The sequence below is a fragment of the Stenotrophomonas sp. Bg11-02 genome (assembly GCF_002836635.1).
In the GTDB taxonomy this organism is placed as follows: Bacteria; Pseudomonadota; Gammaproteobacteria; order Xanthomonadales; family Xanthomonadaceae; genus Stenotrophomonas; species Stenotrophomonas lacuserhaii.
Genome location: NZ_PJAY01000051.1, coordinates 1 through 14,831, shown reverse-complemented (window position 1 = coordinate 14,831; position 14,831 = coordinate 1). Strand labels below are relative to the sequence as shown.

General features: G+C 66.3%; 12 protein-coding genes. 3 read left to right on the top strand and 9 right to left on the bottom strand.

Translation table 11 applies throughout. The features are described from left to right. Positions 1 to 35: 35 nt before the first annotated feature. The 9 genes from CXG43_RS05555 to ndk all read right to left on the bottom strand — a co-directional run bounded on the left by CXG43_RS05555 (position 36) and on the right by ndk (position 10,098). Positions 36 to 1,868, bottom strand: coding sequence for a monovalent cation:proton antiporter-2 (CPA2) family protein (locus CXG43_RS05555; protein WP_101099049.1), 1,833 nt, complete (start codon positions 1,866 to 1,868; stop codon positions 36 to 38). Positions 1,869 to 2,128: 260 nt separating this feature from the next. Next, complete coding sequence (moeB, locus tag CXG43_RS05550; protein ID WP_101099188.1) at positions 2,129 to 3,283, bottom strand: molybdopterin-synthase adenylyltransferase MoeB; 1,155 nt, start codon at positions 3,281 to 3,283, stop codon at positions 2,129 to 2,131. 146 nt (positions 3,284 to 3,429) lie between these two features. Then, a complete protein-coding gene (der, locus tag CXG43_RS05545) occupies positions 3,430 to 4,827 on the bottom strand; it encodes a ribosome biogenesis GTPase Der (RefSeq protein WP_101099048.1) in 1,398 nt (465 codons plus the stop codon). Positions 4,828 to 4,843: 16 nt separating this feature from the next. Then, entirely contained in the window at positions 4,844 to 6,049 is a 1,206-nt protein-coding gene (gene bamB / locus CXG43_RS05540) for an outer membrane protein assembly factor BamB (RefSeq protein WP_101099047.1), read from the bottom strand. Beyond that, positions 6,049 to 6,687 carry a tetratricopeptide repeat protein gene (locus CXG43_RS05535; RefSeq protein ID WP_101099046.1) on the bottom strand — a complete coding sequence of 213 codons (639 nt, stop codon included), beginning with the start codon at positions 6,685 to 6,687 and terminating at the stop codon, positions 6,049 to 6,051. Before CXG43_RS05535 ends, bamB begins: the two co-directional genes overlap by 1 nt. A gap of 80 nt (positions 6,688 to 6,767) precedes the next feature. After that, positions 6,768 to 7,643: a RodZ domain-containing protein gene (locus CXG43_RS05530; RefSeq protein ID WP_101099045.1), complete on the bottom strand. Its 876-nt coding sequence runs from the start codon at positions 7,641 to 7,643 to the stop codon at positions 6,768 to 6,770. 6 nt (positions 7,644 to 7,649) lie between these two features. After that, positions 7,650 to 8,459, bottom strand: a complete 810-nt coding sequence (locus tag CXG43_RS05525; RefSeq protein WP_101099044.1) for a tetratricopeptide repeat protein — start codon at positions 8,457 to 8,459, stop codon at positions 7,650 to 7,652. Further along, the gene (gene rlmN / locus CXG43_RS05520) at positions 8,446 to 9,663 is read right to left on the bottom strand and encodes a 23S rRNA (adenine(2503)-C(2))-methyltransferase RlmN (RefSeq protein WP_042615375.1); all 1,218 of its coding nucleotides are present in this window, start codon (positions 9,661 to 9,663) and stop codon (positions 8,446 to 8,448) included. Before rlmN ends, CXG43_RS05525 begins: the two co-directional genes overlap by 14 nt. Before the next feature lie 9 nt (positions 9,664 to 9,672). Then, complete coding sequence (ndk, locus tag CXG43_RS05515; RefSeq protein WP_042615376.1) at positions 9,673 to 10,098, bottom strand: nucleoside-diphosphate kinase; 426 nt, start codon at positions 10,096 to 10,098, stop codon at positions 9,673 to 9,675. 248 nt (positions 10,099 to 10,346) lie between these two features. Here ndk and CXG43_RS05510 point away from each other — a divergent pair, with 248 nt between their 5' ends. The 3 genes from CXG43_RS05510 to CXG43_RS05500 all read left to right on the top strand — a co-directional run bounded on the left by CXG43_RS05510 (position 10,347) and on the right by CXG43_RS05500 (position 14,709). Next, positions 10,347 to 11,027 carry a TetR family transcriptional regulator gene (locus CXG43_RS05510; RefSeq protein WP_101099043.1) on the top strand — a complete coding sequence of 227 codons (681 nt, stop codon included), beginning with the start codon at positions 10,347 to 10,349 and terminating at the stop codon, positions 11,025 to 11,027. A 26-nt stretch (positions 11,028 to 11,053) separates the two neighbouring features. Beyond that, entirely contained in the window at positions 11,054 to 13,426 is a 2,373-nt protein-coding gene (locus CXG43_RS05505; protein WP_101099042.1) for a 3-hydroxyacyl-CoA dehydrogenase/enoyl-CoA hydratase family protein, read from the top strand. A gap of 74 nt (positions 13,427 to 13,500) precedes the next feature. Then, positions 13,501 to 14,709 carry an acetyl-CoA C-acyltransferase gene (locus CXG43_RS05500; RefSeq protein WP_101099041.1) on the top strand — a complete coding sequence of 403 codons (1,209 nt, stop codon included), beginning with the start codon at positions 13,501 to 13,503 and terminating at the stop codon, positions 14,707 to 14,709. Positions 14,710 to 14,831: the final 122 nt, after the last annotated feature.

Genomic DNA, 14,831 nt, shown 5'->3' with positions numbered 1-14,831 from the left:
ATTGTCCCTGATTCAGGCCCGGTAGTGACGGCCGCTCAGGCGTCCGGCGGCACCTGATCGGCATTCAGCGTGCGCGACTGGCGCTTGGGCACGGTGAACGGGGTCGGCGTGGGCACGCCCGGCAGCGAGCTGCCGAAGGCCATGTGGGCACCGGCGCGGAGGTCGCCACCGGCCATTTCCAGCTGCAGGCGCTCGGCGTCGCGCTCGCGGATCTGCTCGGCGATATCGCGCGCGTCGTCCTCGACGGCGCCGAGCTCCATCAGCGCCGCCTGGCCGAACATCACTGCCGATTCGAAGGTTTCGCGGATCTGGAAATCGACGCCGGCGTGGATCAGCCGCAGCGAATGTTCGCGGTCGAACGAGCGCACCAGCAGCTTGGCCTGCGGGAACTCATGCGAGACCAGTTCGACGATGCGGTCGGCTTCGGCGGCATCGTTGACGCACACCGCGATCGCCCGGGCGCTGGCCGCACCGGAGGCATGCAGCACGTCCAGCCGGGTGCCATCGCCGTAATAGATCTTGAAGCCGAAGCGCTCGGCGCTGTGGATCATCTCCACGTCGTTGTCGATGATGGTCACGTCCACGTCGCGCGCCAGCAGTGACTGGCTGGCGACCTGGCCGAAGCGACCGAAGCCGATCAGCAGCACGCTGCCGGACAGGCCTTCGGCCGTCTCGACACCTTCCATGCTGACTACCGCAGGCGCGGCAAAGCGCTTGTGCGCCAGCACCACCAGGGGTGTCAGCGCCATCGAAAGCACCACCACGGCGGTGAAGTTGGCATTGATGTCCACGTCGATGACACCGGCGCTGGCGGCCGCGGCGAACAGCACGAAGGCGAACTCGCCGCCCTGCGCCATCACCACGCCACGGTCCAGTGCCTGCGCATGGCTGCTGCCCATCACCCGCGCCACTGCATAGATGCACAGGGCCTTGGCGACCATCAGCGCCAGCACCAGGCCTACGATCAGCGGCCAGTTGCGCGCCACCACGCCCAGGTCCAGCGCCATGCCCACGCTGAGGAAGAACAGCCCCAGCAGGATGCCGCGGAACGGTTCGATGTCCGCTTCGATCTGGTGCCGGAACGTGGATTCGCTGAGCAGCACGCCGGCCAGGAAGGCGCCCATGGCCATCGACAACCCGGACAGCTGCATCAGCAATGCCGCACCGAGCACCACCAGCAGCGCAGCGGCGGTCATCACTTCGCGCGCCTTGGCGGCGGCGAGGATGCGGAACAACGGATTGAGCAGGAAGCGCCCGACCAGCACCAGGCCGACCACCGCGCCGGCACCGATGGCCACCGAGAGCCAGCGCGACCCTTCGCCACCGGCACTGCCGGCCGAGGGGCCCATGAAGGCCACCAGCGCCAGCAGCGGCACGATCAGCAGGTCTTCGAACAGCAGGATGGAGACGATCTTCTGGCCGGGCGGCAGGGCGATGTCACCGCGCTCGGCCAGCAGCTGCATCACCACCGCGGTGGAGGTCAGCACGAAGCCGGTGGCGCCGATGAAGGCCACCTGCCAGGGCAGCCCGAACAGCTTGGCCACCAGGGTCAGCACGATCGCGCAGGTAAGGATCTGTGCGGTGCCCAGGCCGAAGATTTCCTTGCGCAGGCTCCACAGGTGCGAGGGCCGCATCTCCAGGCCGATCACGAAAAGAAACATCACCACGCCGAGTTCGGCGGTGTGCAGGATTGCCTGCGGATCGGAGAACCAGCCCAGCCCGAACGGCCCGATCGCCAGGCCGGCAGTGAAGTACCCCAGCACCGACCCGAGGCCGAAACGCCGGAACAACGGCACCATCACCACTGCCGCGCCCAACAGGGCGACGACCTTGACCAGTTCACTGCTTGCAGCTGCTTCCACCGCCATGCGGCCATTCCTGTGATGCGTTGAAGTGCGTCAACGATAGGGCATGCAGGAGGCAATCAATAGCACGTGGGTTGCGGTTCATTGTTCCGCGGATGAAACGGGCGATAAATTCATCGCCATGTCGTTCCATCTGGCACTGCGAACGTACGGCTGCCGCTGCGCTCGCCGACCATGGGTCGGCGCTACCGGTGGCACGGCACTGCGTGCCAGATTGGTGCCTCTGTAGCGCCGAGCCACGCTCGGCGAGCGCAGCGGGCGGATCAGCGACCGGCGCAGAACGCGGCGTAATCGATGTAGCCGGGGAAATCCCGACCGGGGGCGCAGACCGCGCAGTGTGGATCCGGCGACAGCCGGGTTTCGCGGAAGCGCATTTCCAGTGCATCGAAGCGCAGCAGTCGTCCGGTCAGCGGCTCGCCGATGCCCAGAAGCAGCTTCAGCACCTCGGTGGCCTGCAGCACGCCGGCCAGGCCCGGTAGAACGCCCAGTACGCCGGCTTCGGCGCAGTTGGGGGCGAACTCCGGCGGCGGGGGCTGGGGAAACAGGCAGCGGTAGCACGGCGCCACACCGCGCTGGCGGCCGGCATCGAACACGCTCACCTGGCCGTCGAAGCGCTCGATGGCCGCGTATACCAAGGGCGCGGCGTGCTTGATGCACGCATCATTGAGCAGGTAGCGCAGCGGGAAGTTGTCCGAACCATCCAGCACCACGTCCACGCCTTCCATCAGCGCGTCGATGTTGGCCGAGGTGGCACGCTCGGTGATGGCTTCGACGGTGATGGAGGGATTCAGCGCCAGCAGGCGCTCGCGCGCCGAGTCGACCTTGAACTGGCCGACGCCGGCTTCGGTATGCACGATCTGCCGGTGCAGGTTGCTGCGCTCCACGCGGTCGTCGTCGACGAAGCGCAGCTGCCCTACTCCGGCGGCGGCCAGATAGAAGCCGGCCGGCGAGCCCAGCCCGCCCGCGCCGAGCACCAGCACGCGTGAACGCTGCAGTTTGCGCTGGCCGGCCTCACCCACTTGCGGCAGCAGCAGCTGGCGGGAATAGCGGTCGAAGAAATCACGGTCTTCGGCAGAGCTTGGCGGCTGCACCAGCGGCAGTTGCTGCGCACGCCAGGCCACGGTGCCGCCGGTTACCGAGGCGACGTTCGCATAACCCGCCGCGTGCAGGAACAGCGCAGCATCGGCTGAGCGTTTGCCGGTCTGGCAGATCAGCAGGATGTCTTGATCCTGCTGGGGCAGGTGCGCGGCCGGGTCGGCCTGCAGGTCAGCCAGGGTGATGCCGCGTGCGCCTTCGGCCATGCCGCCGGCGCGCTCGAGCGGCTGGCGTACGTCGATCAGCACGGCGCCTTCGGAAAGGCGCTGCAGGGCGAGTTCGGGGGAGATTTCGAGGATGCGCATGGCCGCATTATCGGCCATGCGCATCAGGTCGGCACACTGCCGCTGCGCTCGCCGACCGTGGCTCGGCGCTACCGGGGGTTGGCTTGGTAGCGCCGAGCCATGCTCGGCGGAATCTCTCCGCACACTGCCGCTGCGCTCGCCGACCATGGGTCGGCGCTACCGGGTCAGCGGCCCTTGACGTGCTTCATCAGGCGGCGCTTGGCCTTGACCTGGCGTTCGGTCAGCGGGTTCTTCTTGCCTTCGTACGGGTTGGTACCCTCGCGGAAGATGAACTGCACCGGCGTGCCGACCAGCTTGAAACGCTTGCGGAAGAAGTTTTCCAGGTAGCGCTTGTAGGTCTCCGAGAGTTCCTTCAGGCGCGTGCCGTGCACGATGAAGGTCGGCGGGTTGGCTCCGCCCGGATGCACGTAACGCAGCTTGGACACATGCCCACGGATGGTCGGCGGCGGATTGGCGGTGTAGGCCATTTCCAGCGCTTGGTTCACTTCGCTGGTGCTGAACTGGTGGTTCGCCGAATCGTGAGCGCGGTGGATCGCGTTGAACAGCTCACGCAGCCCGGAGCCGTGCATCGCCGAGATGCGCACCGATTCGGCCCACGGCACGAAGCCCAGCCGCAGCGACAACTGGGTCTCTGCCTGCTCACGCTGGTAGTCGGTCAGTCCGTCCCACTTGTTGATCGCGATGACCAATGCACGCCCGGCATCGAGTACCGCGCCGAGCACGGTGGCGTCCTGGTCGGTCACGCCTTCATGCGCGTCCAGCATCAGCACCGCGACCTGGCACTGTTCGATGGCCTGCATGGTCTTGACGACCGAGAATTTCTCCACGGCTTCGTCCACGCGGCCACGACGGCGCAGGCCGGCGGTGTCGATCAGACGGTAGTCGCGGCCCTCGCGTTCCAGGTCCACCGAGATCGAATCGCGAGTGGTGCCCGGCACTTCCGAGGCGATCATCCGTTCCTCGCCGAGGATGCGGTTGACCAGCGTCGACTTGCCCACGTTGGGGCGGCCGACGAAGGCGATGCGCACGCGGTTCGGATCGTTGTCCATCTCTTCGGCGCTGCCCTCTTCCGGCAGGCGCTCGACGATTTCCTCCAGCAGATCGTCCAGACCCTGGCGATGCGCCGCCGAGACGGTCAGCATCTCGCTGAAGCCGTAGCGCGAAAACTCCGCACGCACGGTGTGCTCGTCGGTACCGTCGATCTTGTTGATCAGCAGCACCTTCGGCTGCTGCTGCTTGCGCAGCCAGGCCAGGATGTCGTCGTCCAGCGAAGAGGTGCCATCGCGCGCATCGACTACGAAGACGATCAGATCGGCCTCTTCGGCGGCGGCACGGGCCTGGCGCGCGGTGGCGCCGGCCAGGCCTTCTTCTTGTTCGGCGATGCCGCCGGTATCCACGATCAGGAAGTGATTGTCCTCATCCAGGCGACAGACACCGTAGTTGCGGTCACGGGTCACGCCGGGCTGGTCATGGACCAGCGCGTCGCGGGTGCGCGTGAGCGCATTGAAGATTGTGGACTTGCCGACATTCGGCCGTCCGACCAGGGCGACCAGGGGCAGCATCGCGTTTACTCCGTGATTAATTGGCCAACCGGAAAGCGGTCAGCTTGCCTTCGATGTTCTGCACCAGCAGGACCCCGTCGGCGACTATCGGTTGGGCCTTGACGGTCCCGCCGGTCTTTGCCCGGGCGGCCATCGCGCCATCGGACTGTTGCAGCCAGTGAACGTAGCCGTCGAGATCGCCGACGACCACGTAATCGCCCTGCAGGGCCGGGCCGGTCAGCTGGCGCCGGGCCAGGCCGGTCTGCGACCAGCTGGCCGCACCGCTCTGCTTGTCCAGGCCGAACACACCGCCCTGGTTGTCGGTGACGATCACGTAGGACGAGGACAGCGTGACGCCGCCTGCTCCACCGTGGTCGCGCGTCCACAACGGACGCCCGGTCGGACCTTCGATGGCGATGGTCTGGTTCTTGAAGCTGCTGGCGTACAGCGTGTTGCCTTCCAGCACCGGCGCACCGTCCACGTCGGACATGCGATCCAGCTCGGTGCGCCCTTCCGGGTTGCCGACCACCTGGTCCCACAGGGTGCGGCCATCAGCCGCGCCCAGCGCAGCCAGGGTGCCGTCATCGTTGCCGACGAACACCACGCCCGGGCCCTGCACCACCGGCGCGTTGCCGCGCACGGTCAGCATCGGCAGTTCGCGCGGGTTGAACCAGCGCTGGGTGCCGTTGGTGGCGTCGAAGGAGGTGATGCGGCCATCATTGCTGCGCACGAACACCATGCCCTGGCCGACGGCCGGGGCCGAGATCACTTCGCCCGGCACCCTTGCGCGCCACTTTTCGGTGCCATCAGCGGCATCCAGCGCGATCACCTGGCCGTCCAGCGTGCCGATGACCACCAGGCCCTCGCCCACGCCCGGACCACCGGAAAGGCGCAGCTTGGGCTTCTTCTTTTCCTTGGCCGGCTCATAGGTCCAGACCTTCTTGCCGGTCTGCAGGTCGATGGCATGCACGCCGCCGGTGATGGCAGCGGCATACACGCGGCCGTCGGCGACTGCCGGACCCTGGCGCACGCCGATGCGATCCTCGCCCTTGCCCAGGTTGACCGTCCACAGCTTGTCGACCTTGACGGTGGCGTCGAACTTCACCAGTTCCACCGGCTCCTGCAGTTTCTTGGCTTCGGCGTCCTTGCCGGCGAACCAGCCCTTGACCGTGCTGCAACCGGACAGCGCCATGCCGAGCATGGCAACCGTGGCAACCCGCTTGAGGATGACCATCTGACTCATTACACCGACTCCTCAGTCGCCGCGACGGTGCCGCCGGCGTCCATCAACTTGGTTTCCAGCAGGCGCCGCTGCGGCGCTGCCACGTCCAGCGTCTTCAGCGCTTTCTCATACTGCCCACGCGCTTCATCGCGCTTGCCGGTGGCCATCAGGGCATCGCCGTGGATTTCCAGCGAACCGGGATCGGCGGCGTTGCCCAGCAGGGTGATCGCTTCGCTGCCCTTGCCGGTGGCCACCAGCAGGCGCGCGATGCGCTGGTCCACGACCTGCTTGAGGTCGCCTTCCACCTTCACCGCGCGCAGGGTCGCCAGCGCGTCTTCATCCTTGCCCGCTTCCACCTGCGCCTTGGCCAGCTGCAGGGCAGCCAGTTCGGAATAGATGTTGGACGGACCGGCGTCGAGCGCCTTGACCGCCTTGCCGGCGTCGTCGAGCTTGTTTTCCTGGATACCCTTGAGCACCTTCTGGTATTCGACGTTGGCCGAAGCCAGCTTGTTGCCGTGCTCCTGCTGCCAGTAGCCCCAGCCCCAGATGGCACCCACGGCGATCACTACGCCGCCGATGATGCTCAGGCCATTCTTCCGCAGCCAGGTGCGGACGCGTTCACTTTGTTCGTGCTCGTCGAGCAGGTCGTCGATCGCCATGCGTACTCTCGCCCTACCCGAGCCGGAGACAAGCTCGCCGGGGAGGACTGTTCAATGGGTTGTGGATTCCGGTCCGGGCCTCAGTTTGAAACCGGGACCACGGAGCCCTCAGAGGATACCGTAAAGCGTGCGACGTTGGCTCGCCGATACGGGCCAAGGTCGATGATGGCGCCGTTCTGCTGAACCTGCACCTGCGCGGCATTGCCCAGCACCACCCGGCCGACCTGGCCCGGAGTGAAGCTGCGCGACTGGCCGGCCTGGATCAACGCCTTTTCCACCGTGCTGCCATCCGGCGCGGTGATCTCCACCCAACTGTCACCGCTGAACTGAAGGCCGAGTGCGCCCTTGGTCGTGGCCGGTTCGCTGGGCGCCGCAGGCCGCGGCACCGGCGTCAGCGAGGCCACGTACGGCTGCGTGACAGGACGCGCCGGCGCGACGGCCGGGGCAGCAACGCCGGTGGTGGCCGGATCGTCGTTGCGCGGCGGAGCCACGGCGACGGTGGCCGGAATCACATCCAGCGAGGCCGTGCTCGGCCCCTGGCCATCTGCATCCAGATGGCTGCGGGTGGCGAACCAGACCGGCACCGCCAGCGCGGCGGTGATGCCCACGTACAGCAGACGCCGGCCAACGCTTTCGGCAATGCGGCGCGCACGCGGGGTATGGGTATGGCTGACCAGGGTGGGCGGAACGATCGGGCCGACCTGCGCCTGTTCCAGCACCTCGCCTACGTCCACGCCCAGCAGGCGCGCATAGCTGCGCAGCTGGCCGCGGACGAATACCGGCGCACCGAGCCGCTGCCATTGTTCTTCTTCCAGTGAACGCACCACCTGCGCCGGCATGTGCAGGCGCTGGGCCACATCATCAAGCGTCAGTCCTGCCGCTTCACGGGCCTGGCGCAGGCGTTGGCCACAGCCGGCGGCCGTCTCGAAAGCGTTCACGGTCTGGTTGTCAGTCACAGTGCTTCAACCCTTGGAATTGAGGTCCGCTTCCTGCGGAAATTCCTGTCGAATCCGCTGCTGGTAGCGCTCAGCGGCTCGCTGATCACCCAGTCGCGTCTCTATTTGCGACGCCAGTTGTAACACGGAACGCGTTGGCGGTGCAGCCGCGAGCCGGCGCTCGGAGAACGCGCGCGCTTCCATGTAACGGCCATTGTCGAAGGAAAGCTGGGCCATGGCATCCAATGCCTGGGCATCGCGCGGGTCCTGTGCGAGCGCCGCGCGCAGGTAGCGCTCGGCAGGCACCGGCTGCTTGGCACGGAGCGCGCACGCACCGGCATTGGACAAGGCGACGCCGGGACTGGAATAACCGGGCGCTGCGATGGCGCGCTCGAACATGCCGAGCGACGCTTCGGCGTTGCCGTGATCACACATCCAGGCCGCGTAGTTGTTCAATACGTCGCCGCGCTCGGGGGCCTGTGCTACGGCGCGCTGCAGCAGCTCACCGGCACGCGGACCCTCGCCCCGACGGTCGGCGATGGCGGCCAGCAGCAGCAGCGCGTCGGGCCGATCGGGCATGAGCTTGAGCGCGGCACGCGCGCGCTTCTCCGCAGAGTCCAGCTTGCCGGTGCCGAAGTCCGAGCCGGCCAGGGTCAGCTGGCTCTGGTACTGGTGCAGCTTGCGGATACGACCGTCATCCTGGGCCACGTAGGTGGGCGCCACCGCCAGTTGCGCCTTGGGCAGTTTGACGCCCTTGGAGCCGCTGTTGCAGGCGGCCAGCGCCAACGCACACAGCGCAGCGAGGGCCAGCGTCGATGCGCGGTCAGGCCGCTGCATCACGCCCGGCGCCTTCCTTGATGGCCTTGTCGAGCGTCTTGTTGAACTCGGCCTGGCGGCGGGTGCGATCCATCACCTGCCCTTTCAACTGGCCACACGCCGCATCGATGTCATCACCGCGCGTGCGACGCACCATGGTCAGCACGTTGCTGTCCAGCAGGATGGTCTGGAACGCGCGGATCTGCACATCGTCCGAGCGCTCGTAGCGGGTGCCCGGGAACGGATTGAACGGAATCAGGTTGATCTTGCCCGAGCCCTTGGCCTGCACCGCGTTGTCGAACTGGCGCATTAGACGGGCCAGTGCACGGGCGTGCTCGGGCTGGTCGTTGATCCCCTTCATCAGGGTGTATTCGAAGGTCACCGATTCGCGGCGCTTGTTGGCGCGCAGGTAGCGCGCGCAGGAGGCCATCAGATCGGCGATCGGGTACTTCTTGTTGAGCGGCACCAGCGTCTCGCGCAGCTCGTCGGTCGGCGCATGCAGCGAAACGGCCAGCGACACGTCGCTTTCGGTGGAAAGGCGGTCGATCTGCGGCACCAGGCCGGAGGTGGACAGCGTCACCCGCTTGTTGGCCAGGCCGTAGCCCAGGTCATCGCGCATCACGCTCATGGCACGCACGACGTTGTCGAAATTCATCAGCGGCTCGCCCATGCCCATCATCACCACGTTGGTGAGGCGACGCTGCTTGTGCGGGATGTTGCCCAGGTGGCGCGCGGCCACCCACACCTGGCCGATGATCTCGGCGGTGGAAAGGTTGCGGTTGAAGCCCTGCGTGGCGGTCGAACAGAAGGTGCAGTTCAGCGCGCAGCCGACCTGCGAGGACACGCACAGCGTGCCGCGGTTCTTGTCCGGGATGTAGACCGCCTCGATGGCGTTCTTGCCATCGGTGCCCATCGCCAGCAGCCACTTGTGGGTGCCGTCGGCGGACGGTTTTTCGAACACGATGTTCGGGACCAGGACCTCGGCATGTTCCTGCAGCTTGGCGCGCAGGTTCTTGCCGAGGTCGGTCATCTCATCGAAGTCGGTGACGTAGTGATGGTGGATCCACTTCATCACCTGGTGGGCCCGGAACTTCTGTTCGCCCAGTTTCTCGACGAAAAAGCGCTCCAGGCCCGCGCGATCGAGGTCGAGCAGGTTCTGCTTGCCAGCCGTGGGTGCCGACTTCGGCAGCGGCTGGATGGCGGGTGTCTGTACGACCTCGTTCACGTCGACCTCTTAGCGGGAAACCACTTCGGTAGCGGCAAAGAAATAAGCGATTTCGTTGGTGGCGTTCTCGACCGAGTCCGAGCCGTGGGCGGCGTTGGCATCGATGGATTCAGCGAAATCGGCGCGGATGGTGCCCGGCGCAGCTTCCTTCGGGTTGGTGGCACCGAGCAGGTCACGGTGGGCCAGCACGGCGTTCTCGCCTTCCAGGGCCTGGATCATCACCGGGCCGGAGATCATGAACTCGACCAGTGCGTTGAAGAACGGACGCTCGCGGTGCACGGCGTAAAAGCCTTCGGCTTCGCGGCGCGACAGCTGCTTGTACTTGGCGGCGACGACCTTCAGGCCAGCCTTCTCGAAGCGGGCGTAGATTTCACCGATGACGTTCTTGGCAACGGCGTCCGGCTTGATGATCGAAAGGGTGCGCTCCAGCGCCATGGTGGTATCTCCGAAAGTCCGGGCCACTCAAGGCCCGAGGGTAACATGAAAAAAACCCGCGTCAAAACGCGGGCTTAGCCTGATAAACGTGCGCGGATTGTAACGCCTCGCTCCCCGCCACGGTAGCCCTGGCCATTCATGTAATACACAGGGATGAACGCAGGCATCAATATGCTGCGGCGCACAATGCACTGGACCGTGGGCGGGTCTAATATCAAACAATCGTTTGATTGAACCTGTCCCACCCCATGGCCAAACCCGCCCACTTCTCCACCAAGGACCGCATTCTCGGCGCTGCCGAAGAGCTGTTCGCGCTGCATGGCTTTGCCGGGACCTCGCTGCGCCAGGTGACCACCCAGGCGGACGTGAACATCGCGGCGGTCAACTACCACTTCGGCTCCAAGGAAAACCTGGTCAACGAGGTGTTCCGCCGGCGCATGGACGAAATGACCGCCGCGCGCATGGGCCAGCTGGAAAGGGCCCGCAGTGACCACCCGGGCGAGCTGCGGCCGGTGCTGGCCGCCTTCGTCGAACCGGCGCTGGCGATGGCCCAGGACCGCCAGAGCGGTGGCGCCTTCGTGCGGGTGATCGCGCGCGCCTACGCCGAAAAGAACGACAACCTGCGCCGCTTCCTTTCCGACCACTACGGGCATGTGCTGCGCGATTTCGGCCGCGCCATCGCCGGTTGCGTGCCGGGCCTGAGCAAGGAGGAGCTGTACTGGCGGCTGGACTTCCTGGCCGGCTCGTTGACCTACGCCATGGCCGATTTCGGCCTGATCAAGCGTCCCGCCGGTGTCACCGAAGAAGCCCATCGTGCACAGGCCGCCCAGGAACTCATCCACTTCGCCGAGGCCGGTTTCCGCGCCGCGGCACGCAGCGAAGGCAGCCCCACGCCTTCGACCCCTGCCCCCTCCCTTTCCACCCAGTAACTGCTGACCAACCAAGGCTTATCGACATGTCCAATTCCCTGCCAGTCCGCCGCGCCGCCGTGCTGGGTGCCGGCGTCATGGGTGCCCAGATCGCCGCCCACCTCACCAACGCCGGTGTCGACACCGTGCTGTTCGACCTGCCCGCCAAGGAAGGTCCCGCCGATGGCGTGGTGATCAAGGCAATCGCCAACCTGACCAAGCTGAGCCCGGCCCCGCTGGCCAGCAAGTCCTACGCCGAAGCGATCACCCCGGCCAACTACGAAACGGGGCTTGAGCAGCTGCGCGACTGCGACCTGATCATCGAGGCCATCGCCGAACGCATGGACTGGAAGCAGGACCTGTACAAGAAGATCGCCCCGTTCGTGGCCGACCACGCCGTGCTGGCCTCCAACACCTCCGGGCTGGGCATCAACAAGCTGGCCGACGTGCTGCCCGAGCAGCTGCGCCACCGTTTCTGCGGCGTGCATTTCTTCAACCCGCCGCGCTACATGCACCTGGCCGAACTGATCCCCGCCACCTCCACGGATGCGGCGGTGCTGGAAGCGCTGGAAGCGTTCCTGGTCACCACCTTGGGCAAGGGCGTGGTGTACGCCAAGGACACCCCGAACTTCATCGGCAACCGCATCGGCGTGTTTTCGATCCTGTCCACGATCCACCACACGCAGGAATTCGGCCTGGGCTTCGACGAAGTCGACGGCCTGACCGGCCCGCTGGTCGGCCGCCCGAAGTCGGCGACCTACCGCACCTCCGACGTGGTCGGCCTGGACACCATGGTGCACGTGATCAAGACCATGGGCGACACCCTGCCGAATGATCCGTGGCATGAGTTCTTCAAGTCGCCGAAGTGGCTGGACGCGCTGATTTCCAAGGGCGCATTGGGCCAGAAGACCGGCGCCGGCATCTTCCGCAAGGTCGGCAAGGACATCGTGGTGCTGGACCTGGAAAAACAGGACTACCGCCCGGCCGACCGCAGCGCCGCCCCGGAAGTGGTCGAGATCCTGAAGATCAAGAACCCGGCCGAGAAGTTCGCCAAGCTGCGCGAGAGCCAGCACCCGCAGGCGCAGTTCCTGTGGGCGACCTTCCGCGACCTGTTCCATTACAGTGCCTACCACCTGGCCGACATCGCCGAGACCGCGCGCGACGTCGACCTGGCCATCCGCTGGGGCTACGGCTGGTCGCTGGGCCCGTTCGAAACCTGGCAGGCCGCCGGCTGGAAGCAGGTCGCGCAGTGGATCGCCGATGACATCGTGGCGGGCAAGAGCATGAGCAGCGCGCCGCTGCCGGACTGGGTGTTCGACGGCCGCGATGGCGTGCACGCCGCCGAGGGCAGCTACAGCCCGTCGCGCAATGCCAAGCTGCCGCGCTCGGCGTTGCCGGTGTACCAGCGCCAGCGCTTCCCCGATCCGCTGCTGGGCGAGACGTTCGCCCCGGGCGAAACCGTGTTCGAAAACGACGGCGTGCGCATGTGGCACGACGGCGACGGCATCGCGGTGGTCAGCTTCAAGACCAAGATGAACACCGTTTCCGACCACGTGCTTGACGGCCTGCAGGAAGCGATCAAGCGCGCCGAGCAGGGCTTCCAGGGCCTGGTGATCTGGCAGCAGAAGGAACCCTTCTCCGCCGGTGCCGACCTGGCCGGCGCACTGGGCCTGCTGCAGGCCGGCAAGGTCGAGCAGTTCGAAGAGATGGTGCACAACTTCCAGCGCACCAGCCAGGCGATCAAGTACTCGCTGGTGCCGGTGGTGACCGCCGTGCGCGGCCTGGCACTGGGGGGTGGCTGCGAGTTCCAGATGCACAGCGCCAAGAGCGTGGCGTCGCTGGAAAGCTACATCGGCCTGGTCGAGGCCGGCGTGGGCCTGCTGCCCGCCGGCGGTGGCCTGAAGGAACTGGCGGTGCGTGCTTCGCAGGCAGCCGGTCCGGGCGGTGATGTGTTCGCCGAACTGAAGAAGACCTTCGAAACCGTGGCGATGGCCAAGGTGTCCAACTCGGCCGTCAACGCCAAGGAACTGGGCCTGATGCGGGCCACCGACAAAGTGGTGTTCAACAGCCACGAGGCGCTGTACATCGCCAAGGCCGAGGTGCGCGCACTGGCCGAAGGCGGCTATCGCCCGCCGATGCCGGCGCGCCGCATCCAGGTCGCCGGCGACGTCGGTATCGCCACCTTCAAGATGATGCTGGTCAACATGCTGGAAGGCCGCTTCATCAGCCCGTACGACTACGAGATCGCCGTGCGCATCGCTACCGTGCTGTGCGGTGGCGAAGTGGATCGCGGCACGCTGGTGGACGAAGAGTGGCTGCTGACCCTGGAGCGCAAGCACTTCGTCGAACTGGCCCAGCAGGAGAAGACCCAGGCCCGCATCGCGCACATGCTGAAGACCGGCAAGCCGCTGCGCAATTGATCGCCCCTCCCTGCTTTCGGTGGGTGCCGACCGTTGGTCGGCACTCCTGCTAAAAATTTCGAGAGATCACTGCAATGACCAAGCAAATCCAGGACGCCTACATCGTCGCCGCCACCCGTACTCCGGTGGGCAAGGCGCCCAAGGGCGTGTTCCGCAATACCCGCCCCGATGACATGCTGGCCCATGTACTCCGCTCCGTGGTCGCGCAGGCGCCGGGCATCGACGTCAACCGCATCGACGATGCGATCATCGGCTGCGCCATGCCCGAGGCCGAGCAGGGCATGAACGTGGCCCGCATCGGCGTGCTGCTGGCCGGCCTGCCGGACACCATCGCTGCGCAGACCGTCAACCGCTTCTGCTCCTCCGGCCTGCAGGCGGTGGCGATGGCCGCCGACCAGATCCGCCTGGGCAATTCGGACCTGATGCTGGCCGGTGGCACCGAGTCGATGTCGATGGTGCCGATGATGGGCAACAAGATCGCGATGGCACCGAGCGTGTTCGACAACGATCACGTCGCCATCGCCTATGGCATGGGCATCACCGCCGAGAAGGTCGCCGAGGAATGGAAGGTGTCGCGCGAGGAGCAGGATGCCTTTGCCCTCGCCTCGCACCAGAAGGCGATCGCGGCGATCCAGAACGGCGAGTTCAAGGACGAGATCAGTCCCTACGACGTGCGCACCCGCCAGCCGGACCTGGCTGACGGCCGCCGCATCATCACCCGCGACAAGGTGGTGGACACCGATGAAGGCCCGCGCCCGGATTCGTCCGCCGAAGGCCTGGCCAAGCTGCGCCCGGTGTTCCGCAACGGCCAGTTCGGTGGCACGGTGACGGCCGGCAACTCCTCGCAGATGAGCGATGGCGCCGGTGCGGTACTGCTGGCCTCGGAGCAGGCGATCAAGGATTACGGCCTGACCCCGTTGGCGCGTTTCGTCAGTTTCTCCGTGGCCGGTGTACGCCCGGAAGTGATGGGCATCGGCCCGATCGCCGCGATTCCCAAGGCCCTCAAGCAGGCCGGCCTGAGCCAGGACCAGCTGGACTGGATCGAGCTCAACGAAGCCTTCGCCGCGCAGTCGCTGGCGGTGATCCGCGATTGCGGCCTGGATCCGTCCAAGGTCAACCCGCTGGGCGGGGCGATTGCGCTGGGTCACCCACTGGGCGCGACCGGTGCGATCCGTACCGCGACCCTGCTGCATGGCCTGCGTCGTCGCCAGCAGAAGTACGGCATGGTGACGATGTGCATCGGCACCGGCATGGGCGCGGCGGGCATCTTCGAATCCCTGTAAGGGGTTGTGGTTGCCGGGGCTGCGCCCCGGCACCCTGCTTCTTTGAAGCAACGGCAACAGCAGAGGCTGTGGGGCTGTGTGTTTGGCTGTCCCGTATACACATCTGACGCTGCCGCGATCGT

Coding starts and splice junctions, on each gene's coding strand:
- CXG43_RS05525 (WP_101099044.1), bottom strand. CDS start 8,459: ATGCAGCGGCCTGACCGCGCATCGACGCTGGCCCTCGCTGCGCTGTGT.
- moeB (WP_101099188.1), bottom strand. CDS start 3,283: ATGGCCGATAATGCGGCCATGCGCATCCTCGAAATCTCCCCCGAACTC.
- CXG43_RS05505 (WP_101099042.1), top strand. CDS start 11,054: ATGTCCAATTCCCTGCCAGTCCGCCGCGCCGCCGTGCTGGGTGCCGGC.
- CXG43_RS05500 (WP_101099041.1), top strand. CDS start 13,501: ATGACCAAGCAAATCCAGGACGCCTACATCGTCGCCGCCACCCGTACT.
- CXG43_RS05535 (WP_101099046.1), bottom strand. CDS start 6,687: ATGGCGATCGACGACCTGCTCGACGAGCACGAACAAAGTGAACGCGTC.
- der (WP_101099048.1), bottom strand. CDS start 4,827: ATGCTGCCCCTGGTCGCCCTGGTCGGACGGCCGAATGTCGGCAAGTCC.
- bamB (WP_101099047.1), bottom strand. CDS start 6,049: ATGAGTCAGATGGTCATCCTCAAGCGGGTTGCCACGGTTGCCATGCTC.
- CXG43_RS05555 (WP_101099049.1), bottom strand. CDS start 1,868: ATGGCGGTGGAAGCAGCTGCAAGCAGTGAACTGGTCAAGGTCGTCGCC.
- ndk (WP_042615376.1), bottom strand. CDS start 10,098: ATGGCGCTGGAGCGCACCCTTTCGATCATCAAGCCGGACGCCGTTGCC.
- CXG43_RS05510 (WP_101099043.1), top strand. CDS start 10,347: ATGGCCAAACCCGCCCACTTCTCCACCAAGGACCGCATTCTCGGCGCT.